We start from the raw sequence: 25,465 nt of genomic DNA, 5'->3' as shown, positions 1-25,465 counted from the left end.
GCTGCGATGACCGCAGGAGTAGCCGCGGTGAGGCGGATCGCATGGACCCTGGCCAGCAGCTTGATCAGCTCAAGCCGAGTGGCATCGCACACCCCTAGACACGTTTCGTGGTCAGGGTGCGAAGCCCATCCGTGTGGTGATTTCGGGCGCGCTGGACGCCCCAATTCACCACACCCCTGGTGGTGTGGTGAATACGGGCGCGCTGGACACCCGAAATCACCACACCCTTGGTGGTGTGGTGAATACGGGCGTGCTGAGCGCCCGAAATCACCACAGAGGCAGACCCTGACTGCAAAAGGTGTCTAGCTCCCGGCCTCGGGGCGCGCCGCCTCGCCCTCCGGAGCGAGGAGCGTGCGGAGCAGCTCGGCGAGCTGGTCGCGCTGGGGCTGCGGCAGGTGGGACAGCAGGCGCTGCTGTTCGGCCAGGCCGGCGGCGACGGCCTCGTCGGCGACCGTGCGGCCCCGGGCGGTCAGGCGGACCAGGACGCCGCGGCGGTCGTGCGGGTCGGGGGAACGGGTCACCAGGGTGGCCTTCTCCAGGCGGTCCAGGCGGGCCGTGGTGCCGCCGGTGCTGAGCATCATGGACGCGGCCAGGGCGCCCGGGGACAGCTCGAAGGGTTCGCCGGCGCGGCGCAGGGTGGCCAGCACGTCGAACTCGGCCCGGCTGATGTGGAAGCGGGCGTATGCCTTCTCGGTGGCGTCGCCGGCCAGCCGGGCCAGGCGGTAGATGCGCCCGAAGACGCCCATCGCCTCGGTGTCCAGGTCGGGGCGTTCGCGGGACCACTGGTCCAGGATGCGGTCGATGTCGTCGGTCACGATCCCACTTTTCTTGATGACGAGCTTCTCGACAAGGTTTATCTTGATGTCGAGATACTTTATGTCGAGACAGTTGAGGGAGTAGAGCCATGCGGATCCTGGCGATCACCGCGCTCACCCCGGCGGTGTGGGGCACCACCTACGCCGTGACCACCGAGCTCCTGCCACCGGGACGGCCCCTGCTGAGTGGACTGCTCCGCGCCCTGCCGGCCGGGCTCGTCCTGCTGGCGGTCACCCGTGAGCTGCCGAAAGGGCACTGGTGGTGGCGGGCGGCAGTCCTCGGAACGCTCAACATCGGGATCTTCTTCGCGCTGCTGTTCGTCAGCGCCTACCGGCTCCCGGGCGGCATGGCGGCGGTGCTCGGAGCGGTGCAGCCACTCATCGTGGCCGGCCTGACCGTGCTGCTGCTGACGGAACGGGTCGCGGTGCGTACCGTGATCGCGGGTCTGATCGGCGCCGCAGGCGTGGCCCTCGCGGTGCTGACCGCGACCGCCCGGCTCGACCCGGTCGGGGTCCTCGCCGGACTCGCCGGAGCCGCCTCGATGGCGCTCGGACTGGTCCTCACCAAACGCTGGGGACGCCCCTCGGTGTCGCTGCTGACCGCCACCGGCTGGCAACTCACCGCCGGCGGACTGGTGCTGCTGCCGGTGACCCTGCCGGTGGAAGGCCTGCCCGGGTCGTTGACGGCCGGCAACGTGGCCGGTTACGCCTACCTGTCGCTGGTCGGGACGGCTCTCGCGTACACCCTCTGGTTCCGGGGTCTGGAAAAGCTCCCGGCCGCGCGGGTGTCCCTGCTCAACCTGCTGTCACCGCTGGTCGCGACCCTGATCGGCTGGGCGGCGCTGGGACAGGCCCTGACCCCGGTGCAGGTCGCCGGGATGGTGGTCGCGTTCGCGGCCGTCGTGTGGGGACAGTCAGCTCAGGTCAGCGTTGGTCACCACACGACGCTCGAACCCGGTCCGCGCGGCCTGCAACATGCCACGCCCGATCGCGTCGGTGGTGGTGACGTGGTTCGGCAGGACACGCCGCAGGAACGGGACCAGCGGGGCGGTGACCGTGTACGCGGTGTTGTACCAGCCGGTCCGCGACCGGACACCGTGGGTCGGCTGGATGAAACCGGGGCGGAAGGCGTACCCGTTGCGGAACATCGCCATCACCTCGTCCTCGGTGCGGGCCTTGACCCGCGCCCACATCAGCCGGCTGCTCGCGCCGGTGCCGCTGCCCGAGACGTAGACGAAGGTCATGTCCGGGGCCAGCGGAGCGAGAACACGGGCCGCGGCCATCGGGAAGTCGTAGGAGACCCGGGTGTAGGCGGCCTCGTCCATGCCCACCGAGGACACCCCCAGACAGTAGAAGCAGGCGTCGTACCCGCCCAGCTCCCTCGCGATCGGTGACAGATCGGCGAAGTCGGCGAGCGTCACCTCCCGCAGCCGCGGATGGCTGACCCCGGTCGGCGTCCGGGTGACCACGAGGACCTCGGTCACGTCCGGTGCGAGCAGACACTCCCGCAACACGCCCTGACCGACCATCCCGGTCGCCCCGAACACGATCACCCGCATGGCCGCCCCCGCCGTAGAGAAAACGTCGCACCCCGCCTCTAGGGTCTCATCGTGCCCCGCGAACGACGGTCGACAACCACGGTCCCGGCGTCGACAAATACGGTCCCGGCATCGACAGACACGGTCCCGGCGGAGAAACGCGCCCGGGACCGCGCCGACCGGGTGGCCCGGGGCATGTCCGAGCTGGGGCGCTGGCTCGACGACCAGGTTCTCGCCGGACTCGCCGGGCTCGCCCGGTCCGGCCGGCAGGCGTTCGAGCCGATGGCGGCCCGGCTGGTCGACGCGCAGGCGCCCGGGGCGGCCGCGATGGTCCGCCGGCTGGGCGACCTCGCGGGCACCGGTCCGCAGTGGGCCGACCGGATGCTGGGCGAGATGGCGTTGCTGCGGCTGCTGGTCTCCGGCCACGAGCGGCTCGCCCTTCTCGACCCGGCCACGGCGGCCACGGTCCGCGCCCGGATCGGTTTCCCGACCACGGCCGAGGAGGTTCTGGCCGGTCCGCACGTCGTCGACCAGTGGCAGGTGCTGGGGCGGGCCGAGAGCGAGGACGGGGTGCTGACCACCCGGCGGACCTGGCTGCACGGGGTGGAGAGCGGCCGGTTCGCGCTGGTCATGGCGTTTGCCGCACCCGGTCGGCCGCTGGTCGACGATCTCGTGCCGGGGACGGGATTCCGAGGTGGGCTGGCCTTCCATCCCGGGTCGGGGTCGCTGCGTGCGCTGGTCGCGGAGCGGTTCTCGGCGGCGGAGCCGTTCGGGGCGCCGGCGGGTGGGGGGTCGATCCGGGCGGGGTTGTCACGGTGGGCGTCGTTTCTCAGCCACCACCCTTGGGGGTACGAGTCAGCGATGCTGCTCGCGGATGTCGCCCCGGGAGCCGGCCGCCCGTCAGTGGGTGACGGTGGTGGACATCTCGTGGATGCCGAGGGTGCCGCTCTTCCGCTCGCGCCGGGGTTCCGGGAGCCGTGGTGGCTGCTCGCCGCGGCGGGTGGGCGGCCGGCGACGGTGGCGGCCGAGTGGTCGCCGGACGGGTTGCGACCGCTCGCGGCCTGGGTGGACGGCGAGTTCGTGTTGGTCGGGGCGCCGGTGCCGGACCCGGGAGCGGTCCGGGAGCCGGAGTTGCCGGCGGCACTGCTGGCGGCGGCCCTGGTGGGGACCGGACGGCGCCCGTGGACGGGCGATCCGGTGCGGAGCGGGTCGTCGACGATCCGCCTCCGCACCGCGGACGAATCACCGGTGGACGGGGCGGGCGGGCTGCTGGCCGCGGCGGCGGTGGCGCTGGTCAGCCGGCGGGCGGGGATCCTGCCCGGGCGGGGTCGGGTGCCGGTTCCGGCCGCGCCGCCGGAGGACACTCCGCTGCTGCCCGCGGCGGCTGGACGGCGGCTTGCGCTGATTCTGAACGGGGCGGCTCCCGGCGGCGGGCACCTGGAGCGCGAACTCCTGGCGCAGTGGCTGGCAGCGGCCGCGGATCGGGGTGGCCGTGTCCCTCCGGTGCTGCTGCCGGCGCTGCTCACGGCGGGCCGCCGGGACACGTCGATCCGCGCCGGCCTGGCCCGGGTCGCCGGGCGCCGGGGCCGGTGGCTCGCCGCGCAGCGCCCGGAATGGCAGTGGCTGCTCGACGAGGCCCAGCCCGGACCGGCCGGCGACTGGCACACCGCCGGCACACCCGAACGACTCGGTCACCTGGTGGCGCTGCGCCACACCGATCCCGGCCGGGCCCGGGAACTCGTCGCCGGCACCTGGGACGCTGATCCTCCGGAGGTCCGTGCCCGTTTCCTCACGGCCTTCGCCACCGGGCTCACCCTCGACGACGAACCGCTGCTGGAGAATGCGCTCGACGACCCGCACACGGAGGTCCGTGACGCCGCACGGGAACTCCTCCGCCGGCTGCCGGGCGCGGCACTCGGCCGCCGGATGGCCGAACGCGCTCATGCCGCGGTACGACTGGCCCCCACCGAACAGACCCGCCTCCGAGGAGGGCCGGCACCGACCGGACGGCCCCACACCCCGGCACGGCCGGTCTCGGACGGGCAGGCCCATAGTCCGGAGCGGCTGGTCCCGGCCGAGCGGACCGAGCCGGTCGAGCGGGCCGGGGTCAACGGCCGGCGGCTCGTCGTCGAACCTCCCCGGGAGGTGGATCGTCAGCTGCGGCGGGACGGGGTGGGTGCGGCGCCGCCCCGGGGGCTCGGGGCCGGGGCCTGGCTGCTCGAGGAAGTGCTCGCCGGGACTCCGCTGGCGTCCTGGGCAGCGCTGACACCGGCCGGGTGGTTGCGGGCCGCGCGTGGCAACGACTGGGCTGCTCCCCTGCTGCACGGCTGGGCCAGGGCCGCGGTGGCGCAACGGGACTCGACCTGGGCGTCCACCCTGCTCACCGATGAAGGCGGGGCCCTGCGGGAGGCCGTGCGCTGGGATCTGCACCTGGTGTTGCCGCCGGGTGATCTGGCCCGGCTTGCCGTGACCGCTCTTCGTGCTGAGGACGGTTCCGCCAACCGGCTGCTCGCTCTGCACCCGGGTCGGTGGCCGGACGGGCTCACTGACGCCGTTCTGGACACGATCACCGCGCGGGCCCGTACCGACCGGCACACCTGGCAACTCGGCGAACTGTGCCGGCTGGCCGCGGTCGCGGCGCCGCCGGAACGTGCCGGCCGGGTCGTGCGGCTCGCCGCCGAACTGGGGCAGACGCTCGACCCGTCGCGGGTCCGGCCGGTCGCCGACCTGGCCCGCGCCCTCACCTTCCGCCACGAGATGTTCGAGGAACTCCGATGACCGTCACCCGCCACGAGATGTTCGAGGGGTTCCGATGACTGCCTTCCACTACGGGACGTCCGAGCAGTTCCGGCGACCGCCGGCCACCACGGCGGCCCGGCCGGCTCCGGACGCCGCCGTCCACCACACCGTCCTCGAGGAGTTCCGGTGACCGCACTGCGACCGCACGCCGAGGACCAGTATGCGGCGGAACTGGCCCGGCTCGCCGCCGCCGACGACCGGCCGCGGCCGCCGGGCTGGCGGCTGTCGCCGCAGGCCGTCGTCACCTATCTGCTGGGGGACGGCCGCGAGGTGACACCGAAGTACGTCGGACCGCGCCGGCTGATCGAGGTGGCCGTCGCGACGCTCGCCACCGACCGTGCGCTGCTGCTGCTCGGCGTGCCCGGCACGGCGAAGACCTGGGTGTCCGAGCATCTGGCGGCGGCGATCTCCGGTGACTCCACGCTGCTGGTGCAGGGCACGGCCGGAACAGCCGAGGAGGCCATCCGGTACGGGTGGAACTATGCCCGGCTGCTCGCCGACGGCCCCAGTGACGCCGCCCTGGTCGCCGGGCCGATCATGCGGGCTATGCGGACCGGGGCGATCGCCCGGCTGGAGGAGCTGACCCGGGTGCCGTCCGACGTGCAGGACGCGCTGATCACCATTCTGTCCGAGAAGACGCTTCCCGTGCCGGAGCTGGGTACCGAGGTGCAGGCGCAACGCGGCTTCAACCTGATCGCCACCGCCAACGATCGGGACCGCGGGGTGAACGAGCTGTCCAGCGCCCTGCGACGGCGGTTCAACACGGTCGTGCTGCCGATGCCGGCGTCCGCCGACGCCGAGGTGGAGATCGTCGTGCGGCGGGTGGCGCAGCTCGGCGCCGCCCTGGAACTACCGGATGTGCCGCCCGCACTGGAGGAGATCCGCCGGGTGGTGACGATCTTCCGGGAGCTGCGTTCCGGGATCACCGAGGATGGGCGTACCCGGCTGAAATCGCCGACCGGAACCCTCTCCACCGCCGAGGTCATCTCCGTGGTGACCGGCGGGATGGCGCTCGCCGCCCATTTCGGCGACGGAACGCTGCGGCCCGGTGACGTGGCGGCCGGCATCGTCGGCGCGGTGGTCCGGGATCCGGTCTCCGACGACGTCGTCTGGCGCGAATACCTGGAGACGGTGGTCCGGGAGCGGTCCGGGTGGCGCGACTTCTACCGGGCCGCCCGCGATGCCTGAACGGTTCTACGGGATCCGCCATCACGGGCCGGGTTCGGCACGGGCGCTGCTGCGGGAACTCGACCGGGAACCGCCCGGAATCCTGCTGATCGAGGGGCCGCCGGAGGCCGGTGATCTGGTGCGCTGGGCGGCGGACGACGGTCTGCGCCCGCCGGTCGCGCTGCTGGGCTACGCGGTGGACGATCCGGGCCGGGCCGCTTTCTGGCCGTTCGCCGTCTTCTCCCCGGAATGGCAGGCCTTGCGGTGGGCGGTCAGGCGCGGCGTTCCGGTGCGTTTCTTCGATCTACCGTACGCGTACCGCATCGTCGCGCAGCCCGAGGCGAATGCACCCGAGCCCGAGCCCGATCAGCCGCCGCAGCCGGTGGATCCGCGCGGGGAGACGGCGGCGTCCGGGACTGATCAGCTTCTCCGGCCGATGGATCCGATCGGGGAGTTGGCCGCGGCGGCCGGGTACGACGATCCGGAACGCTGGTGGGAGGACGTCGTGGAGCATCGCGGCGTGCCGGCCTTCGCGGCGATCACGGAGGCGATGACGGCGATCCGCGAGGTGTCCCCGGAGGCGCCGGACGACCTGCTGCGCGAGGCCCACATGCGGACGGTGCTGCGGGCGGAACGCCGCCGCCACAGTGACATCGCCGTGGTCTGCGGGGCCTGGCACGTGCCGGCTCTCCTGCGCAGGTCGACGGCGAAGGACGACACCGCGCTGCTCAGGGGTCTCCGCAAGGGGAGGGTGGCGTTCACCTGGGTGCCGTGGACGTACGGGCGTCTCGCCTCCTGGTCCGGGTACGGCGCCGGGGTCCGCTCCCCCGGCTGGTACCACCACCTGTTCACCGCGGGCGGTGAAACCACGGACGACGGCTCACCGGGCGACAGCGCCACGAGCACGGATCGAAGCAAGACGGACCAGAGCAGCCCGGACCAGAACAGCCCGGATCGGGACAGCCCGGACCGGGACAACGCGGACCGGAGCAGCGCGGACCTGGTGGTGGCCCGGTGGATGGTGGCGGCTGCGGGAGTACTGCGGGACGAAGGTGTGGCCACGTCCCCGGCGCACGTCATCGAGGCGACCCGGCTCGCCCAGGCGCTGGCCGCGCTCCGCGGGCGGCCCCTCGCCGGACTGGCCGAGGTCACCGAGGCGGCCGAGGCGGTGCTGTGCGACGGCGAACCGCTGCGCTCGGAGCTGATCGCGCGGCGGCTCGTGGTCGGGGAACGCCTCGGCACGGTGCCGGAGACGATGCCGGCCGTCCCGCTCGCCCGGGATCTGGCGGCGCAGCAGCGGAGCGTACGCCTGCGGCCGGATCCCGCCGGGCGTGATCTCGACCTCGACCTGCGGCGGGACACCGACCTACGGCGCAGTCGCCTGCTGCATCGGCTGCGCGTGCTGGACATGCCGTGGGGCGAGCGTTCCCGGAACCGTCGCGGCACCGGCACGTTCCGGGAGGAGTGGCGTCTGTGCTGGCAGCCCGAGTTCGCGGTGCGGCTGGTCGAGGGCAGCATGTGGGGTTCCACGGTGGTGTCCGCCGCCACGGCCGTGGTCGCCCGCCGGGCCCGGGAGGCGGCGTCGCTGGCCGAGGTCACCGCACTGGTCGAGGTGTGCCTGCTGGCCGATCTGGACGAGGCGTACCCGCCGGTGCTCGCCGCCCTGGACGTTCGGGCCGCGCTCGACGCGGATGTGCTGCACCTGATGGCGGCACTGCCCGCCCTGGCGCGGACATTGCGGTACGGCGACGTCAGGCGTACCCGGGAAGCGGGTTTGATCGGGGTGACCGCCGGGCTGGTGAGCCGGATCTGCGCCGGTCTGCCCGCCGCGGCCGGTTCGCTCTCCGACGAGGCCGCGCGGCAGGTGCGCGACGGCACGGACCGGGTGCACCAGGCGGTCGGTCTGCTCGCCGACGGGGGTCTGCGGGAGCGGTGGCTGGACACCGTCGCGGCGCTCGCCGTGCGTCCCGGCCTGCACGGTCTGCTCGCCGGGCGGCTGACGCGGCTGCTGCTGGACGCCGGCCGGCTGGATGCGGCCGAGGTGCGCCGTCGCCTGCGGTTGCCGTTGACCGGTGGGACGCCGCCCGCACACGCGGCCGCCTGGGTGGAGGGTTTCCTGGCCGGCGGCGGTCTGCTGCTGGTCCACGACGAGGCGCTGCTCGCCCTGGTGGACGACTGGCTGGCGGAGATCCCGGCGGCGGCGTTCGACGGGGTGCTGCCCCTGTTGCGGCGCACGTTCGGCGGTTTCGACGCCGCGGAACGGCGGGCCATCGGGGAGCGGATCGCCGGCGGCACGGTCGGCGGAACAGGACGGGTGACCGAGATCGATCATGCACGGGCGGTGTTGCCGATGCCGGTGCTCGGTGCGTTGCTGGGGCTGGAGCCGATCATCGAGGAGTTCGCGTGACCGAACGGCGACGACGCTGGCGGATGGTCCTCGGCGCGCCCGCCGACGAACCGCTCGGCGCGGTGGAGGGCCGGGACCAGGCCATGGACGCGGCGCTGGCGGCGCTCTACGACACGGACCGGGCCGGGGAGCCGTCGCCGCGGTCGGCCGGGCTGGGCGGGTCGGCACCCCGGGTGGCCCGCTGGCTCGGCGACATCCGGGAACATTTTCCCAGCACCGTCGTGCAGGTCATGCAGGCCGACGCGATCGAGCGGCTGGACCTGACCCGGCTGCTGCTCGAACCGGAGATGCTGGCCGCGGTCGAACCGGACGTCCACCTGGTCGGCACGCTGCTCTCCCTCAACCGGGTGATGCCGGCGACCGCCGTCGCGACGGCGCGGCAGGTCGTCCGGACCGTCGTCGAGCAGGTGGAGAGCCGGGTCGCCCAGCGGATGCGGACCGCGGTGACCGGGGCGCTCAACCGGGCGGCCCGGACCGGGCGGCCCCGGAGCGCCGACGTCGACTGGGACCGGACGATCCGCGCCAACCTGCGGCACTACCTGCCCGAGCATCGGACGGTGGTGCCGGAGCGACTGGTCGGGTACGCCCGGCGGACCACCGCCGTCCAGCGTGACGTGGTGCTCTGCGTGGACCAGTCCGGCTCGATGGCGTCGTCGGTGGTGTTCGCCGGTGTCTTCGCGGCGGTGCTGGCGTCGATCCGGTCGCTGCGGACGTCACTGGTCGTCTTCGACACCGCGGTGGTGGACCTGACCGACCAGCTCGGCGACCCGGTGGACGTGCTGTTCGGCACGCAGCTGGGTGGCGGAACGGACATCGGGCGGGCACTCGGGTACGCGCAGCAGCTGATCACCCGGCCCCGGGACAGCATCCTGGTGCTGATCAGCGACCTGTACGAGGGCGGGCCCCGGGAGGAGATGCTGCGGCGGGTGGCCGCGGTGACCGGGGCCGGCGTGCAGGTCGTGGTGTTGCTGGCGCTCTCCGACGAGGGCGCTCCGGCGTACGACCGGGAGAACGCCGCGGCGCTCGCCGCCCTGGGCGTCCCGGCGTTCGCGTGCACCCCGGACGCGTTCCCGGATCTGATGGCCGCCGCCATCGAACGCCGCGACCTGCAAACCTTCGCCGGCACGACGACGTCGGCCACTGCCTAAGGATTCTCGTAGATCCCGTGGCGGCCGATACGCCGCCATCTGACTGCCGTCTCACCGTCCACCTGGAAGAACTCGAAGGTGGCACGGCCGTCGGGACCTGAGAACGACCAGGTCATCTCCCAGATGCCGGTCGTCTTCAGCATCGGTTTGACCCTCAGGTTCGCAGGCCAGGACCGACCGGGGTCGGCCACATACGCCTCACACGCGGCGTTGAACCGAGGCATGAGAGCACGAAAGATACGTCGATGCTCGACCGGCATCGACTTCCAGTCGGTGGCGAATTCGTCGGTCTTGTCGAACTTCACTCTCCGAGATCCAGGCTATCCATGAAGTCGTCGACGTTCTCGTAGGTCGTGGTTCGCCCGGCAGCGATGTCGGCATCCGCCCGGCGCTCGCCCTCCTGCCACCGTTTTTCCCAGAACCACTGCTGGCTGGCTGGTATCGCGATGGTGGGACGAAGTTCCAGGACGCCGTCGCTGCGCTCGGTGATCTCCACCTGAGAGCCGGGCTCGTTGAGGCCGTAGCGCCTGCGAACTTCAGGCGGCAACGCCACGGTGCCACGGGATTGGACGGAGACGAAACCGTGGTAGCGGGTCGCCGCCCCGGGGTCCTGCCCGAACGCGCCACCAGTGAGGTCTTTGACGGTCCGCCGCACCGCCCTGACATTTCTCCTGCCGACGCTGCGTGAGCGCCGGCCGGCTCCCGTATCGCGCGGAGTCTCGTCCATTCATCGAGTATGCAGACCCCGATCCTCGCCGCCAAGCGGCATTGCTGCATTGCAGCAATGCCGCGCGAACCGACGCGGCCTGCGTGGGTCAGTGGGTCAGCTGGTCCAGCGCAGGAAGCGGTCGAAGAGCTCCGACGCCGGGGTGTGCGGCATGTCCCGGGCCGCCTCCTCGAGGTGGTCCCACATCAGGACCGCCAGTTCGATCCGGCCCAGACCGACCGCCAGGCGTTCCCGGGCCGGGTCGCACGGCCATGGCCGGCCGCACGACGTGCAGTCCCATGACGGCCGGGCCGGGACGTGTTCCGCCTGATCCTCGGCATGGCCGGTGGTCGCCGTCATAGGCGGTTCCGGAACGCAGCAGAGCGCACGAGGGCCTCCCCCTTCGGATCCGCCCGCCAGCGGACCCGTGTCCCAACACAGTGCGCGTGCATCGTTTCCGGGTCAACCGTGGGGGACGGTGGCTCCCTGTCCGGGTGACGGCGATCGTGCCATCGTGTCCGGGCCGATCGCCCGGTCTGCAGCCGAATCGGGCGCCGGGGACACCGGTGACCACAATGCGACAGCGCACGCCGGTTCCTTTCGCGTTCTGTCGATTCCCGCCCGATATGTACCAGTCTTTGGGAGCATGGGGTTTCACATATGCCTCACCACACCCGGAGGACGGTGACATGGCCGACGACGAACTCCACGACCCGATATCCCCGAGCGGCCTGTACGCCTCGGCCGCGGCCACCACGCCCGAACGCCGCAACCGGCGCCGCAAGCAGGCCGTGGTCGGCGCGGCCGGAGCGGCAGCCCTGCTCGCCGGGGCGACGTTCGCGGCAAGCCAGTTCCTGAACACCGAACAGCCGGAGATGCCCGCACCCGCGGCCCTGGCGCCGCAGACCACCGTGCCCGTCGACGAACCGGACCCCGAGCCGGTGGACTCCCCCGTCCCCACGCCGACGTCCAAGTCGACGGTTCCGGCGGCACCGGTGGAGGCCAGCCCGGCGCCTCCGAGCCCGTCCCCGTCCGTCACGGCGGAGACGATGGCCGGGACCGAGACACCGGAACAGTCCCGGGGCGACGTCACCGTGCTCAGCAACGGCCCGGTCAACGAACGCACCGAGCTGCTCGGCACCGGGACGATCCGGATCGTGACCGCGCAGCGCGACCTGACCGGCGAGCGGGACATGCTGCTCGCCGCGGACGACGGCCAGGCGGTCGGCGGCGGCGTGCACTGCACCAGCAAGGTGCGGATGAGCACCGGCACGGACACCGGGGAGAAGCCGACGCTGCTGCTCTGCTGGCGCACGTCGAAGGCCCGCAGCGTGGTGACGATGGCGGTGGTGCCGACCGGGAAGCCACCCACCGCGTCGAGCGTGGACATCATCGGCAAGGAGTGGGCGCGGCTCGGTTAGACCCCGCCGCACAGTGAAGGCCGGCGCTCCCCGCGGAGCACCGGCCCTCATCCGCATGGTCAGGTCGTCACGGTCGTGCTGGTCACCCCCAGAACGGCGATCGTGTCGGGTACGACCACGCGGTACTTCTGGTTCGCCGTCAGGCCGTTGACCGTCGTCCTGGCCGCCGCGGGGAACGTTCCGACGGTCGTCCACCTGCCGCCCGCCAGCTGCTGCACCTGCACGGTCTGGCCGGCGACACCGGTCAGTGTCACCGTCATCACGCCCTTGGCGGAGCGGGCCGCGGCCACCTTCGCCCGGACGGTCCAGGTCGCGGTCGGCGACGTGGCGGCCAGTGCGGTCTCCGACTCGGGGACGCTCAGGTAGACCCGGAATCCGGCGGTGCCGGGACGGTTCACGACCACCGTGCCGGCGGTGGTGGTCTGGGCGCTGGTGCAGCGGACCGCGGCACCCGCTTCGGTGACACAGACCGAGACGACCTTGCCCGCGTACGCCTTGCCGGACAGTCTCACGGTGAACGTGGTGGAGGTGGCGGTGCCGTAGGCGACCTCACGGGTGCTGACGTTGCTGGTCACGACGGGCTTGACCTTGGCGACCGTCTTGACCGGGGTGGGCGCGGTCGTCGGAGCCTTGGTGGTCGGAGCGACACTCGTCGGGGCCGTGGTGGGGGCAGCGGTCGTCGGGGCGGTCGTCGGCGCCGCAGTGGTGGGTTCGGTCGTCGGGGCGACGGTCGGCGCCGCCGTGGTCGGTTCGGTGGTCGGGGCCGCAGTGGTGGGTTCGGTCGTCGGAGCCGTTGTCGTAGCAGTAGTGGGAGCTGTCGTCGTGGGAGCTGTCGTCGGGGTGCTGCCGGCCGGCGTCACCGCGGCCAGTGCGGCCGCCGCGTCGATCCGCCCGTACCCGTAGTCGTTGTCCCTGCCGGCCGCCCCCAGGTCCACGGCGGACGACTCCAGCGCACTCTCGATCCCGTCCGGCGTCAGGCTCGGCTGGAACGCCTTGAGCAGCGCCGCCACCGCCGCCACGTGCGGCGTCGCCATCGACGTGCCGTTCATGTAGGCGTACCCGTTGCCCTTGGCCGTCGGGTACGTGCTGAGGATGCCGCTGCCCGGTGCCGCCACGTCCACGTAGTCGCCCGCGTTCGAGTAGCTCGCGACCGTGTCGGTGGAGTCGGTGGCGGCGACCCCGATGACACCCGCGTCCGCCCCCGGATAGTTGACCGGGCTGCCCTGCGCACGGCTGTTGCCGGCCGCCGCCACGACTGTCACACCCTTGCTCCGGGCGTACGCGATGGCATTGGTCACCGCAGTGACCTTGGCCGACGCGCCCAGCGACATGTTGATCACCTGTGCACCGTGGTCGGCGGCCCAGATGATGCCCTCGGCGGTGTCCGACATGTACCCGGTGCCGTCCGTGCCGAGGACCCGCACCGGCAGGATCCGCACGTCCGGGGCGACCGCGGCGACGCCCACCCCGTTGCCGGTGGCGGCGGCGATCGTGCCCGCCACGTGGGTGCCGTGGCCCTGGGTGTCGGTGCCGCCGCCCGCGGAGTCGGTGATCGCGTCGTAGCCGTCCAGCACGTGACCGGCCAGATCCGGGTGCGCCGCGTCCACCCCGGTGTCCAGCACCGCGACGACCACACCCGCGCCGGTGGACTGCTTCCAGGCATCGCCCACCCGGATCTTGCCGAGATCCCACTGCTGGCCGCGGTACGGGTCGTTGTCGGCGGGCACGTCGAGCGCGCTGACCTCGGCGTCGACCTCGACACTGACCGCGTCGTCCGCCCGCTGACCCGCCTCGACCAGCTTCACGGCGGTCTTCTTGTCGGTCGCCTCGGTGACCGTGACGACCGGCCGCCCGTCGTCGCCGACCGTGGTGCTGACCACCCGGGCCGGAGCAGCCACCGACACCACCGCCGGGAGCAGCTGCTCCGGGCTCTGGCTCAGGCCGTAGGTGACGGGCTCCCAGGCGGCGCTCGCGGTGGGCAGGGCGAGGACCCCGACGGCCGCGAGCGCACCCGCGGCAACGGCTCCGGCAGCGTACCGGCGCAGCTGAACCTTCATTCCCCGAGTTCCCTCCGTCGACAACGAAGACGATCATCGGCGGGGCGCGGGGAAGGCCCAGGACTCCTTCGGTTGCACGTGGGTTGCACCGGCCCGGTTCGGCTGCGACCAGCGAACTCTCAGGGACGCACTTGCCGGATTCAACCCGGTATGTCGGTTGCGTTGACAGCATGGGGTTTCCGGGCCCGCCCGACCGCGGGCCGCCCGCCGAGACCAGAGGAACATCCTGATGAGCAGACACCACAACCGGCAGCCCGGCCGCCTTCTGGCGGTCGGCGCCGCGGGCCTGGCCGTGGTCCTGGGCGGAGGCGCCTACCTGATCAGCAGCCAGAGCGACGACGACACCACGGCACAGGACGTGCGGGTCCTCGCCACCAGCGCCGCCGCCGTCCCGTCCGCCTCACCGCCCGAGAGCGCCGGCGCCTCCCCCACGAAGGAACCGAAGGAGACGAGGAAGGCGGAGGAGACGCCGGAGCCCGTCCCCTCCGAGGCCGCCTCGGCGATCGACGAGGCCCGCCGCAAGATGGCCGAGGACGGCGTGAAGGTGGACCGCCCCGTCGCCCCCAAGGTCTCCGCGACCGCCGACGACGTCAAGATGACGACCAAGGGATCCCTCGACGGGGGCGGCATCGTGCGGGTCTACACCGCGCACGGCGACCTCACCGGCCAGAAGGAACTCGCGTACGTGGCCGGCGGGATCAAGGAGCACCGGGACGTCCCGTGTTCGCAGACCTTCAAGTTCGCCACCAACCCGAAGCCCGCCAAGAAGGACAACATGCTGATGTGCTGGCGGACGACGGCGACGAAGAGCGTGGTCGCCATCGTGGTCGACCCCGAGGGCAAGCCGTCCCGGGACAAGGCCGTCGACATCGTCGAGAAGAACTGGCGCAGCATGGACTGAGACGCACGACAGCGGCCCGGAGCCGAAGCCCCGGGCCGCTGCCGTGGTTACGTCAGGAACCGATCGATCAGTACGGGCCGACCGTGAAGGTCGCGGTGGAGGCCACGGTGGAGAAGTTGTAGCTGGTCGCCAGCAGAGCGGTGGTGCCACCATCGTTGACGACGGTCACCGTGTAGGCGCCCTGCGGAACGTTCGCCGCGGTGATCGTCACGTTGTTGGTCGCGGCGGTGAGCGTGTTCGCCAGGTCCAGGGTGCAGATCACCTCGGTGTCGCTGATCGGGAGCGGAGTCTTGCACAGGGCGACCGGGGCCGCCGTGGCGTTGAACGCCGCTGTACCGGTGGCGAACGTCTGGTTGTTCCAGGCGTTGCCGGTCAGGAAGATGTAGGCGCTGCCAGGGGTCAACGGGTTGCCGGTAGTCGGCGTCGCACCCCAGGTCAGCGCACTGAAGCCGGCGCCGGTGATGTCCAGGTAGGTGTTGTTGGTGCCGGCCGGAGCGGTGTTCGGCGTGACCGTGATGCCGTACGTGTAGGTGTACGGCTTGGCCGACGTGGTCTTGGTGCCCGCGGCCGTGGTGATGCTCAGGTTCACCGCACCCGCGGCGTGCGCGCTCGTGGTTCCGGTGAAGGAGCTGCTGCTGTTCACCTTGGTGATGGTGATCGGGCTACTACCCAACGACGCGCTCAGCACGGAACCGACCGTGGTCGGGATGCCGGTGAGGCCGGAGAAGGTGACGCTGGAGTTGCCCTGGGCCGGGCCGGAGCCGGTGGTCGCCGGGTTGCTCGAGCCGACCGCGAACTTGAGGTTGGTCAGGTCGACCGCCGGAGCGACCGAGTAGACGGCCGGCGCGGTGAGGAGCGCGGCACCGGTGCTGTTGGAGGCGTAGATGCAGACGTTCCACGGCGTGGAGGTGTCCATCCCGCCGACCATCACGCTGACCGGGATGGTGATGGCGGCCCGGGTCGTCGAGATCCGGTTCATCGTCGCCGAGTACGGCTCCACGTTGGGCGCCGCGTTCAGGGCCGAGGTGGCCGGGCGGGTCAGCGGGCAGCTCCACCGGCTGACGATGGCGTCCGGGGTTCCGGTGAAGGAGGCCGCCGCCGTCGGCACGGTGGCGATCACCGTGGTGGCGGTGGTCGAGGCGCCGTTGTTCGGGCTCAGCGTGGTCACCGGCAGGGTCTTGTCATACGACGCGAAGGTCGTGCTGCCCCGGACCTGCAGGGTGCTGGTGCCCGCCGTGGTCCCGTTGTAGGAGCAGATCGAGTAGGCCGTGCCGGCGACGACCGTCGTCGGCACGGTGACGGTGAGGACAGAGGTCGACGTCTTCACCGTCACGGCCACGATGTTGGTGGTGCTCGCGGCGGTGTAGGTCGCGGGACAGACCGTCCCGGCCACGAACTGGGTGGCATAGGTGGTGCCGGTGAGGGACGCCGTCGGCGTGGTCAGGGTGACCTTGTCGGCCGGCTGACCGGTGGTCGCGCCGAGCGTGGCGAACGGCACCGCCGTGACCGTGAAGTTGCCGCCGGTGGTGATGAAGGTGTCCGTGGCGAAGGCGGCACCGGTGGTCGCATCGGCGTAGATGCACGGCTTGTAGGTGCCGGCCGGCAGTGCCGGGGTCGAGACGTACGCCAGCGCGGTGCTCGCGGCGGTGATCAGGCCACCGTCGACCGAGTCGGCCTGCGCGGTGTTGTAGTTCGCCGGGCACGAGACGACGGTCGACGGGATGAAGCGAATACCCTGGGTGCTGGCGAGACCGGTACCACCGGAGATGTAGACGATGGTGCCACCGGCAACCGCCACCTGGGACGTGCTGAGTGCCAGCGTCGCGCCGGCGAAGGCGGGGGATGCTCCGGCCAGCGCCGCGGCGGACACGACCGCCATGGCGGCACCGGCTGTGAAGAGCCGGCGGCCGGATCGAGCTTGGGACTTGCGCATGCGGGGTCCTCCAACGGTCTCTACGAACCGCATTTCGTGGATTGGTAGGGCCCGCTCGCGCATCAAAGACGGCGGGCCGTCTCGCCGGAAGCGTAACTATTCGCAGTGGTTCAATGACCAAAAGTCACAAACATCCTCATATATCAGACAGATCGCCCCCAGCGGCCCTAACATCCGCCGCACCAGGCAGAGCGATTGACACCCGCAACGGGCCGCGCTATGTTCTTCTCAGATTGAGTCTTACTCGTACTGAGTATTACTGACACTGAGAAGAACGGACGCGGCGATGGACGAGGCGAGCTACCTGGCGGGTTACGACCCGGGGCGTTATCCGTCCATCGCGGTGACCGTCGACGTGGTGGCGCTGACCATCCGGGACGGGCGGCTCTGTGTGCTGCTCGTCGAGCGTGGCGCCCCGCCGTTCGCCGGACAGCGGGCACTCCCCGGCGGGTTCGTCAAGGCGGAGACGCTCGACGAGGCGGCGCTGCGGGAGCTCGGCGAGGAGACCGGGCTCAAGCCCGGTGAGGGCGAGCTGGCCCGGGTGCATCTGGAGCAGCTGCGCTCTTACGGCGACCCCGGCCGGGACCCGCGCATGCGGATCGTCTCGGTGGCCTACCTCGCATTCGCGCCCAGCCTGCCCGACCCCACCGCCGGCTCGGACGCCGCGGGTGCCTACTGGGTGCCCGTCGACGAGGCCACCGGGCTGGCGTTCGACCATGACGCGGTGCTCGCCGACGGGCTGGAGCGGGCCCGGTCGAAGCTCGAGTACACGCCGCTGGCCACCGCGTTCACCGCGCCCGAGTTCACCATCGGCGATCTGCGTCAGGTCTACGCGGCAGTGTGGGGCGAGGACCTGCACGCCGGCAACTTCCACCGCAAGGTGCTGTCCGTGCCGGGGTTCGTGGAGAGCACCGGCGAGACCTCGGCGCGCGGCGGGGAGCGGGGCGGCCCGAAGGCCAGGCTGTACCGGGCCGGGGACGCGAAGCTGCTGCACCCCGCTCTGCTGCGACCCGACAGAGAGGACCGGGTTCGATGATCACGTTCGACGAGGCGGTCGCCTGCATCCGGACCGCGAACAGTTTCGACGATCTGACGAACGACGCGAGCTCACGTCAGGCGTACCGTCGATGGGCGAGGATCGTGCACCCGGATGCCGTGAGCGCGGCGCAGAGGGTGACCGCGACGGACGCCTTCGCCAAGCTCTCGATCCTCTACGAGAAGCGCGCCGAGCCACCGAACGCGGCGCATCAGCGGGCGCCCGATCCGGTGATCGCCACCCGGCACGGCACCTACCACCTGGGCCGTCTCTTCGCGACCGGTGACGTCGCCGAGTTGCACGCCTCCGGCGACGCCCTGTTGAAGATCCCGCGGGATCCGGCCGACAACGACCTGATGGAGGCCGAGGCGGACGCCCTGCGGCGACTGTGGAACACCGGCGACCCGCGGTTCCGGCCCTACGTGCCGCGGCTGATCGAGAGTTTCGTGCACGAGGACGGGCAGCGCCGGCGGCGGATCGTCAACGTGCTGGAGCGCCGGCGCGGCATGGTGAGCCTGCCACCGGCCGGGCAGGCGGACCTCGGCACGGTGCTCTGGGTGTGGCGGCGCCTGCTGACCGTGCTCGGGTGGGCGCACCGGGCCGGCGTGGTCCACGGGGCGGTCCTGGAGTCGCACATTCTGATCGATCCGGCACGCCGCGGGCTGGTCCTGGTCGACTGGTGCTATGCGGGGGATCGACCGAGAGCGATAGTAAAGGCACGAGAGGCCGCCTACCCGCCGGAGGTGTTGCACGACCGGATCGCCGGTCCCGCCACGGACATCTTCATGGCGGCCGGCCTGATGACCCGCCTGATGGGCCCCAGCGCGCCCGTGGCGCTGCGCCGTTTCGCGGACGGCTGCCGGTACGCCGCCCCGCGGATGCGGCCGCAGGACGCCTGGGCGCTGCTGGCCGAGTTGGACGAGCTCATCCCCCAGCGGTACCGGAACTGAGGAGGAACTCATGGGAAGCGGACACTGGTCCACCGATGTCTACAGCGCTGCGGCCACCTACCGGGCCGCCTCCGGGACCAGCGCTTTCGCGTACAGCGACAGCGGGGCCCGCACGACGCACCCGGACCTGGACCCGCAGGGGGTCTTCATGCGGGAGAGCCGGGACTCCGACGATCACCCGTTCAGTACGCCGATCGCCGTCCTGTTCGACGTGACCGGCTCGATGGGCACCGTGCCCCGGGTGCTGCAGACCAAACTGCCGCAGCTGCTGGGCCTGCTGACCCGCAAGAACTACGCGATCGACCCGCAGATCATGTTCGGTGCGATCGGCGACGCCACCTGTGACCGGGCGCCGCTGCAGGTGGGACAGTTCGAGTCGGACAACCGGATGGACGAGCAACTGGCCCGGATCCTGCTGGAGGGTGGCGGTGGCGGGCAGAAGCGCGAGTCCTACGAGCTGGCGCTCTATTTCATGGCCCGGCACACGATCCTGGACTCGATGATCAATCGCGGCCGGCGGGGTTATCTGTTCATCATCGGCGACGAGCTGCCCTACCCGCAGGTCAAGCCGCGGGAGGTGCGCACGGTCCTCGGCGACGAACTGCGGCAGCCGATCAGGGTCGAGGAGATCCTCGAGGAGCTGCGCCGCAAGTACGACGTCTACTACATCCTGCCGACCGCGGCCGGCTGGGGCGGCGACGCCGAGGTGCTGGCCCGCTGGCGCGAGCTGCTCGGGCAGAACGTGCTGGAACTCGACGACCTGGACGCGGTCTGCGAGACGATCGCGCTGACCGTCGGTCTCGGCGAGGACGCGATCGACCTGCACGAGGGCATCGCCGACCTGGCCGATCTGGGGTCGGCGGCGGGCACGTCGGTGGGCCGGGCGCTCGCCCCGCTGCAGCGCACCGCGGCGGTACGCAGCGCGCCGTTCGAGATCACCGCCGGGCAGAGCGGGAACAAGCGGCTGTGACCGAGCATGTGGCCTTGGTCGATCTGGGCTACGGCGACGCCGGCAAGGGCACGGTGGTGGACGCGCTCTGCGCCGCCGGGCGGGTCCGGGCCGTCCTGCGCTTCAACGGGGGAGCTCAGGCCGCGCACAACGTGGTCACCGAGTCCGGCCGGCATCACACGTTCGCCCAGTTCGGGTCGGGGACGCTGCGGGGCGTGCCGACCCATCTGACCCGGTTCACCGTGGTGGATCCGCTGGCGCTGGCCGGTGAGGCGGCGGCGCTGGGGCACCCGTTCGACCTGCTCACGGTCGACGGTGACGCCCTGCTCGCGACTCCGTGGCATCGGGCGGCGAATCACCGGCGGGAACTCGCGCGGGGTGCGGACCGGCACGGTTCGTGCGGCATGGGCGTCGGCGAGACCATGGCGTACGCGTCGGAGCACGCGAACGCCCCGCGGGTCGCCGACGTGCTCTCCCCCCGGCGGTTGCGCCGTCGCCTGGCGCAGGTCCGGGAGGCACTGGATCCGCACGGTGTCCCGCTCGACGACGTGGTGGACGCCTTCACCGCGTTCGGTTCGGTGGTCCGGATCGTCGGCGCGGAGTTCACCGGCCGGCTGCTGTCCGAGGGGCCGTGCGTGTTCGAGGGCGCGCAGGGGGTGCTGCTCGACGAGTGGCGGGGCTGGCACCCGTACACCACCTGGTCGACGACGACGTTCGGCAACGTGGACGAGTTGTGCCCGTCGTTCCGGCGGCTGGGCGTGGTGCGCACGTACACCACCCGGCACGGGGCCGGCCCGTTCGTGACCGAGGCGCCCGGGTTGGATCTGCCGGAGGCGCACAACGGGCGCGACGAGTGGCAGGGCGCGTTCCGGTCCGGGCATTTCGACGCGGTCGCCCACCGGTACGCCGTCGAGGTGGCCGGCGGGGTCGACGAGTTGGCGGTCACGCACCTGGACGTCCCGCCGCGCTGTCCGGGGCTGCGGGTCTGCACGTCGTACCGGGTGGACGGACGGTCCTGGGACCGGATCGTCCCGGGGGCGTTCCGCGATCTGGATTTCCAGGAGCGTCTGACCGGGCGGCTGAACCGCGCCGTGCCCGATTCCCTGCACCGCCCGGATGACTGGTCGGCCGCTATTTCAGAATTGCTCGGAGCGCCCGTCACCGTGGAATCCCATGGTCCCGGATCCGGCGATAAAATCATGCGTACCCTGGATTCGCCGCTCCAAACCACCAGCCGCTGAATCCGGTCACTTTCGAACAGATGCGCACCTCAGAAGCCTCAGGAATGGCTTACCGCAGCAAAGGATTGCCTTACCTAAATGACATAGGGCCGCCTTACCTAATGAGACGAATCTTTAACGGTTGATCACGCGCACAACTGGAAATCGACTCCATGACGGGGTTATCGTCGGCAGCACCGACAATGACGATTCGCAGGAGTTGGTTACCGTGACGCAGATGATGAACATGCCGCGCGTGCAGACCTGTACGGTCGCCGAGTGCGGTTACAACCACGACGGCTGTACCGCCTTCGCGATCACGATCGGATCGCTGAGCACCGCCGAGTGCGACACCTTCATCGGCTCGGGCGAGCAGGGCGGCATGGGTGTCGCCACCGCCCAGGTCGGGGCCTGCAAGCGGGCCGACTGCACCTACAACCAGAACCTCGAGTGCCGCGCGCCGGCCATCACCGTGGGTGCCTCCGGTGACAAGGCCGACTGCCTGACGTACGCGCAGGGCTGACCGCCCGCGCCGAACCCGCCGCCCCCTCGGACGGCGGGTTCCTCCGCGTCTAGGCCTTGGTCAGCACGAACACCGGGATGACCCGGTCGGTCTTCTGCTGGTATTCCGCATAGTTCGGGAACGCCGCGACCGACCGCTCCCACCAGACGTCCCGCTCGGCACCGGACACCTCGCGCGCCGTGTAATCGTGGCGCTCCTCCCGGTCCTGGAGCTCGACCTGGGGATTCTTCCGCAGGTTGTACACCCACACCGGGTTCTTCGGGCTGCCACCCAGCGAGCCGACCACCGCGTACTCACCGTCGTGCTCGACGCGCATCAGGGCCGTCTTACGCAACAGCCCGGTCTTCGCGCCGACGCTCGTCAATACGATGATCGACATCCCCTGGATGCCACCACCCTCGGCACCTCCGGTCGCCTCGTAGAGTTCTGCCTGCTCACGTGCCCAGTCCGAGGTGCTCGGACCGTACTCCCCTGTCAACGGCATGGGCCGATCGTACGTCCGGTCGCCGCAACCGGATCGCAACCGCACGGGCCCTCCCCCGCACCCGCCACCCGCGATGGTGGTCCGGTCGGGCCGGTACGGCCGGACCGGAGAGCGGAGGACCACTCAGTGCGGCGTTTCCTTACCGGCAGCCTGGCCATGGTCGTCACCACCGCGGGTCTGGCCGCCGCGTCCGTGCCCGCCGCAGCGCAGCCGTCGCCCGGCACCACCCGGGTGGTGAGCACCGTCCTCGACGCCGAGGGCCGCCCGGTCATCTCGGTCCGTGAGGTCAGCGCGATCGGTGTGATCCGGGCGATGGACTCCGGCGCCGAGCTGGACGTCCCGGTGCGCGTCACCGATGTGCCCACCCTCAACGACAAGTTGAGCAGCAAGCAGTGGGACCTCGCCAAGATCAAGGCGCCGACCGCGTGGCAACGGTCCACCGGCGCGGGCGTCACCGTCGCGGTGATCGACACCGGGGTCGACAAATCGCACCCGGACCTGGCCGGCAAGGTGGTCGGCGGCTTCGACGCCATCACCAACACGGCCGGCGGCACCACCGACCAGAACGGTCACGGCACCCACGTGGCCGGCACCATCGCCGCGGTCACCGGCAACGACCTCGGCGTCGCCGGCTTCGCCCCGGACGCCAAGATCCTGGCGGTCCGGGCGCTCGGCGCGGACGGCAGCGGATACATGTCGGACACCGCGCAGGGCGTGGTGTGGGCCGCCGACAACGGCGCCACCGTGATCAACATGTCGCTCGGGGCCACCAAACCGCTCGCCGCCCTGACCAGCGCGATCGCCTACGCTCGGGGCAAGGGCGTGACCGTGATCGCCGCGGCCGGCAACGAGCGGGCCCAGGGCAGCCCGATCAGCTACCCGGCGGCCAACGACGGTGTCATCGCCGTCGCGGCCACCACCGCCGCGGACAAATACGCCACCTTCTCCAACAACGGCAGCTACGTCGACGTGTCCGCGCCGGGCGGCAACATCCTCAGCACCTATCCGGTTGCGCTCACCACCGGCAAGAACAGCGCCAACGCGTACGCGTACATGGACGGCACCTCGATGGCGTCACCGCACGTCGCCGCGGCCGCAGCGATCCTCCGGGCGGCGCACCCGGCCCTCACCCCGGACCAGATCGAGGCGATCCTCGAACAGTCGTCGGTGGACCTGGGCGCCGCCGGCTTCGACAAGGACTACGGGTACGGCCGGATCGACATCGACGCCGCGCTCACCGCCGCGGCCGGCCCGATGATCAGCACCAGTGTCGCCACGAAGACCGTCGTCTACGGCACCAAGACGGTCACCACCTTCAAGGTCACCGACGGCGGCAAGGCGGCCTCCGGCAAGACCGCGTCGTCCTGCCTGCAGGTCAACGGCGGCGCCTGGACATGCGGCACGGTCACCCTCAGCACGACCGGCACGTACGCGGTGACCCGGGTCGCCAACGAGCCCTTCCGGGTACGCGTCGGCATGACCGGCGCCAAGGCGGTCACCTCGGCGTACAGCGTGAAAGCGGCGGTCACCGCGGTCCGCAGCGCCAAGGGCGCGATCACCGTCAAGGTGACCGGCGCGTCCGGACAGCAACTGACCGTCCAGCAGTACGTCAAGAAGACCTGGAAGACCGTGCGGACCGTCAAGGCGGCCGGCAGCCAGAAGATGACCGGCCTGGTCAGCGGGGGAACGTACCGCGTGGTGCTGGCGTCCACCAAGGCCGTGCAGGGCGTCACCAGCGGGACCGTCACGGCCTGAAACGAACATGCGCTTTACTCGTATCCCATGGGCATCATCTCTCGCGGCTTCGGCGGGCGGCGACGTGACTCGCCGCCCGACCTGCCGCCCGGCCAGTACCTGGCACACGACTTCCCGGTCCTCTCCGCCGGTCCGACACCCCGGATCCCGCTGGACCGCTGGCATTTCTCGATCATCACGGAGACCGGCGAGAAGACCTCCTGGAACTGGGCGGAGTTCACCGCCCTGCCGGCCGAGGAGATCACCCGGGACATCCACTGCGTGACCAAGTGGTCGAAGCTCGGCACCAGCTGGAAAGGCGTCTCGCTCGACACCCTCTTCGAGGACGTCGAGACCGCGGCCGACTACGTGATGGCGCACAGCTTCGGCGGCTACACCACGAACGTGCCCCTCGAGGACCTGCTCGACGGGCAGGCCTGGATCGCGTACGAGTACGACGGCGAACCGCTGCACCCGGAACACGGCGGGCCGGCCCGGCTGGTCATCCCGCACCTGTACTTCTGGAAGTCGGCGAAATGGGTCGACGGTCTGCGGATGATGCACGAGGACGAGCCGGGCTTCTGGGAGGCCGCCGGCTACCACATGTACGGGGACCCATGGCGCGAACAGCGGTATCACGGCGACTGACCTGGCGGGCCGCCACCGTGCTGGAGGCCCGCTGGGAGACCACGACAGCCCGGACCCTGGTCCTCGACGTGCCGGACTGGCCCGGCCACCTGCCCGGCCAGCACGTCGACATCCGGCTCACCGCCGAGGACGGGTACCAGGCACAGCGCAGCTACTCGATCGCCTCGGCGTGGACCGGCGAGGCGGGAACCGTTCAGGGCGGGACCGTTGAGGGCGGGACCGTTGAGGGCGGGACCGTTGAGGGCGGGACCGTTGAGGGCGGGACCGTTGAGGGCGGGACCGTTGAGGCGGGAACCCGCGAGGCGGCGACCGTCGGGGGCGGGGCCGTCGAGATCACCGTGCAGCGGCTGGAGGACGGTGAGGTCTCGCCGTATCTGGCGGACGTCGTCGAAGCCGGCGACCGGATCGAGGTGCGCGGGCCGATCGGCGGCTGGTTCGTCTGGCGGGACACCGCCACCGCACCGGTGACGCTGATCGCCGGCGGTTCCGGGGTGGTGCCGCTGATGGCGATGATCCGGGCCCGGGGTGCGGCGCGCGGACGGCAGCCGTTCCGGCTGATCTACTCGGTGCGTACGCCGCAGGACGCCCTCTACGCCGACGAACTGCGCCGCCGGGTCCGCGACGATCCGGGGCTGGACGTGCATTTCGTCTACACCCGGACCGCGCCGGAGGGCTGGCCGGTCCCGCCGCGGCGGATCGACGTCGCGACGGTGAACGACCACGGATGGCCGCCGGACTTCCAGCCGGACTGTTTCGTCTGCGGCCCGGCCGGGTTCGTCGAGACGGTGGCGGACATCCTGGTGGCGCTGGGCCACGACCCGAAACTGATCCGGACCGAGCGATTCGGATGACCGGGCCGGCGGGTCGACCCGCCGGCCCGCTCCTCTCATAGACACGTTCGCCATAGGGGCCCGCGTGGTGACTTCAGGCGCCCAGCGCGGCCAAAGTCACCACACCCACAACTGGTGTGGTGATTTGGGGCGCCCAGCGCGGCCAAAGTCACCACACCCACAACTGGTGTGGTGATTT

At 71.3% G+C, this 25,465-nt stretch carries 22 protein-coding genes; 15 read left to right on the top strand and 7 right to left on the bottom strand.

Annotated elements, in window-relative coordinates; translation table 11 throughout:
• Positions 1–302: 302 nt before the first annotated feature.
• On the bottom strand, positions 303–815 hold the full coding sequence (locus tag QSK32_RS31720; RefSeq protein ID WP_285473947.1) for a MarR family winged helix-turn-helix transcriptional regulator: 513 nt from the start codon (positions 813–815) through the stop codon (positions 303–305).
• Between the two features lie 89 nt (positions 816–904).
• Between QSK32_RS31720 and QSK32_RS31715 the strand changes: the two genes are divergently transcribed.
• The 5 genes from QSK32_RS31715 to QSK32_RS31695 all read left to right on the top strand — a co-directional run bounded on the left by QSK32_RS31715 (position 905) and on the right by QSK32_RS31695 (position 9,874).
• On the top strand, positions 905–2,209 hold the full coding sequence (locus QSK32_RS31715; protein WP_285473946.1) for a DMT family transporter: 1,305 nt from the start codon (positions 905–907) through the stop codon (positions 2,207–2,209).
• 216 nt (positions 2,210–2,425) lie between these two features.
• Entirely contained in the window at positions 2,426–5,131 is a 2,706-nt protein-coding gene (locus QSK32_RS31710) for a DUF5691 domain-containing protein (RefSeq protein WP_285473945.1), read from the top strand.
• A gap of 147 nt (positions 5,132–5,278) precedes the next feature.
• The gene (locus QSK32_RS31705; RefSeq protein WP_285473944.1) at positions 5,279–6,340 is read left to right on the top strand and encodes an ATP-binding protein; all 1,062 of its coding nucleotides are present in this window, start codon (positions 5,279–5,281) and stop codon (positions 6,338–6,340) included.
• On the top strand, positions 6,333–8,726 hold the full coding sequence (locus QSK32_RS31700) for a DUF5682 family protein (protein ID WP_285473943.1): 2,394 nt from the start codon (positions 6,333–6,335) through the stop codon (positions 8,724–8,726). Before QSK32_RS31705 ends, QSK32_RS31700 begins: the two co-directional genes overlap by 8 nt.
• Positions 8,723–9,874, top strand: a complete 1,152-nt coding sequence (locus QSK32_RS31695) for a VWA domain-containing protein (RefSeq protein ID WP_285473942.1) — start codon at positions 8,723–8,725, stop codon at positions 9,872–9,874. The genes QSK32_RS31700 and QSK32_RS31695 overlap by 4 nt, the downstream gene beginning before the upstream one ends.
• Here the strand turns inward: QSK32_RS31695 and QSK32_RS31690 are convergent.
• The 3 genes from QSK32_RS31690 to QSK32_RS31680 form a co-directional block, all read right to left on the bottom strand.
• The gene (locus tag QSK32_RS31690) at positions 9,871–10,179 is read right to left on the bottom strand and encodes a hypothetical protein (protein WP_045742009.1); all 309 of its coding nucleotides are present in this window, start codon (positions 10,177–10,179) and stop codon (positions 9,871–9,873) included. The two genes, QSK32_RS31695 and QSK32_RS31690, sit on opposite strands and share 4 nt — an antisense overlap.
• The gene (locus QSK32_RS31685) at positions 10,176–10,601 is read right to left on the bottom strand and encodes an AbrB/MazE/SpoVT family DNA-binding domain-containing protein (RefSeq protein WP_211275354.1); all 426 of its coding nucleotides are present in this window, start codon (positions 10,599–10,601) and stop codon (positions 10,176–10,178) included. The genes QSK32_RS31690 and QSK32_RS31685 overlap by 4 nt, the downstream gene beginning before the upstream one ends.
• A 96-nt stretch (positions 10,602–10,697) precedes the next feature.
• Complete coding sequence (locus QSK32_RS31680; RefSeq protein ID WP_045742008.1) at positions 10,698–10,940, bottom strand: hypothetical protein; 243 nt, start codon at positions 10,938–10,940, stop codon at positions 10,698–10,700.
• Between the two features lie 329 nt (positions 10,941–11,269).
• Here QSK32_RS31680 and QSK32_RS31675 point away from each other — a divergent pair, with 329 nt between their 5' ends.
• Entirely contained in the window at positions 11,270–12,001 is a 732-nt protein-coding gene (locus QSK32_RS31675; protein ID WP_285473941.1) for a hypothetical protein, read from the top strand.
• Positions 12,002–12,060: 59 nt separating this feature from the next.
• On the opposite strand, the gene QSK32_RS31670 is transcribed toward QSK32_RS31675, so the two are convergent.
• A complete protein-coding gene (locus QSK32_RS31670; RefSeq protein ID WP_285473940.1) occupies positions 12,061–14,058 on the bottom strand; it encodes a S8 family peptidase in 1,998 nt (665 codons plus the stop codon).
• A 229-nt stretch (positions 14,059–14,287) separates the two neighbouring features.
• On the opposite strand from QSK32_RS31670, the gene QSK32_RS31665 reads away from it, so the two are divergent.
• Positions 14,288–14,959 (top strand): hypothetical protein, encoded by a 672-nt coding sequence (locus QSK32_RS31665; RefSeq protein WP_285473939.1) that lies wholly within the window; start codon positions 14,288–14,290, stop codon positions 14,957–14,959.
• 67 nt (positions 14,960–15,026) lie between these two features.
• Here the strand turns inward: QSK32_RS31665 and QSK32_RS31660 are convergent, their stop codons facing one another.
• Complete coding sequence (locus tag QSK32_RS31660) at positions 15,027–16,892, bottom strand: hypothetical protein (protein ID WP_285473938.1); 1,866 nt, start codon at positions 16,890–16,892, stop codon at positions 15,027–15,029.
• Between the two features lie 286 nt (positions 16,893–17,178).
• Here QSK32_RS31660 and QSK32_RS31655 point away from each other — a divergent pair, with 286 nt between their 5' ends.
• From QSK32_RS31655 to QSK32_RS31635, 5 genes are all read left to right on the top strand, one after another.
• Positions 17,179–17,928 (top strand): NUDIX hydrolase, encoded by a 750-nt coding sequence (locus QSK32_RS31655; protein ID WP_285473937.1) that lies wholly within the window; start codon positions 17,179–17,181, stop codon positions 17,926–17,928.
• Positions 17,925–18,878, top strand: a complete 954-nt coding sequence (locus QSK32_RS31650) for a hypothetical protein (RefSeq protein ID WP_045742002.1) — start codon at positions 17,925–17,927, stop codon at positions 18,876–18,878. The genes QSK32_RS31655 and QSK32_RS31650 overlap by 4 nt, the downstream gene beginning before the upstream one ends.
• Positions 18,879–18,888: 10 nt before the next feature.
• A complete protein-coding gene (locus QSK32_RS31645; RefSeq protein ID WP_045742001.1) occupies positions 18,889–19,848 on the top strand; it encodes a hypothetical protein in 960 nt (319 codons plus the stop codon).
• Positions 19,845–21,068: an adenylosuccinate synthetase gene (locus QSK32_RS31640; RefSeq protein WP_285473936.1), complete on the top strand. Its 1,224-nt coding sequence runs from the start codon at positions 19,845–19,847 to the stop codon at positions 21,066–21,068. Before QSK32_RS31645 ends, QSK32_RS31640 begins: the two co-directional genes overlap by 4 nt.
• A 121-nt stretch (positions 21,069–21,189) precedes the next feature.
• Positions 21,190–21,570, top strand: a complete 381-nt coding sequence (locus tag QSK32_RS31635) for a DUF1540 domain-containing protein (RefSeq protein ID WP_425394643.1) — start codon at positions 21,190–21,192, stop codon at positions 21,568–21,570.
• A gap of 49 nt (positions 21,571–21,619) precedes the next feature.
• Here the strand turns inward: QSK32_RS31635 and QSK32_RS31630 are convergent, their stop codons facing one another.
• Positions 21,620–22,054 (bottom strand): nitroreductase family deazaflavin-dependent oxidoreductase, encoded by a 435-nt coding sequence (locus tag QSK32_RS31630; RefSeq protein WP_045741998.1) that lies wholly within the window; start codon positions 22,052–22,054, stop codon positions 21,620–21,622.
• Positions 22,055–22,180: 126 nt separating this feature from the next.
• On the opposite strand from QSK32_RS31630, the gene QSK32_RS31625 reads away from it, so the two are divergent.
• From QSK32_RS31625 to QSK32_RS31615, 3 genes are read left to right on the top strand one after another with little or no spacing between them, the layout of a single operon-like run.
• Complete coding sequence (locus tag QSK32_RS31625) at positions 22,181–23,809, top strand: S8 family serine peptidase (RefSeq protein ID WP_045741997.1); 1,629 nt, start codon at positions 22,181–22,183, stop codon at positions 23,807–23,809.
• Between the two features lie 27 nt (positions 23,810–23,836).
• Positions 23,837–24,436 carry a sulfite oxidase-like oxidoreductase gene (locus tag QSK32_RS31620; RefSeq protein ID WP_285473935.1) on the top strand — a complete coding sequence of 200 codons (600 nt, stop codon included), beginning with the start codon at positions 23,837–23,839 and terminating at the stop codon, positions 24,434–24,436.
• Positions 24,406–25,287: an FAD-binding oxidoreductase gene (locus QSK32_RS31615; protein ID WP_285473934.1), complete on the top strand. Its 882-nt coding sequence runs from the start codon at positions 24,406–24,408 to the stop codon at positions 25,285–25,287. The genes QSK32_RS31620 and QSK32_RS31615 overlap by 31 nt, the downstream gene beginning before the upstream one ends.
• The last annotated feature ends 178 nt before the right edge of the window (positions 25,288–25,465 follow it).

The sequence above is a fragment of the Actinoplanes sp. NBRC 101535 genome (assembly GCF_030269225.1).
Classification (GTDB): Bacteria; Actinomycetota; Actinomycetes; order Mycobacteriales; family Micromonosporaceae; genus Actinoplanes; species Actinoplanes rectilineatus.
The sequence above is the reverse complement of the archived record's forward strand: the minus strand, read 5'-3'. Positions and strand labels throughout refer to the sequence as shown.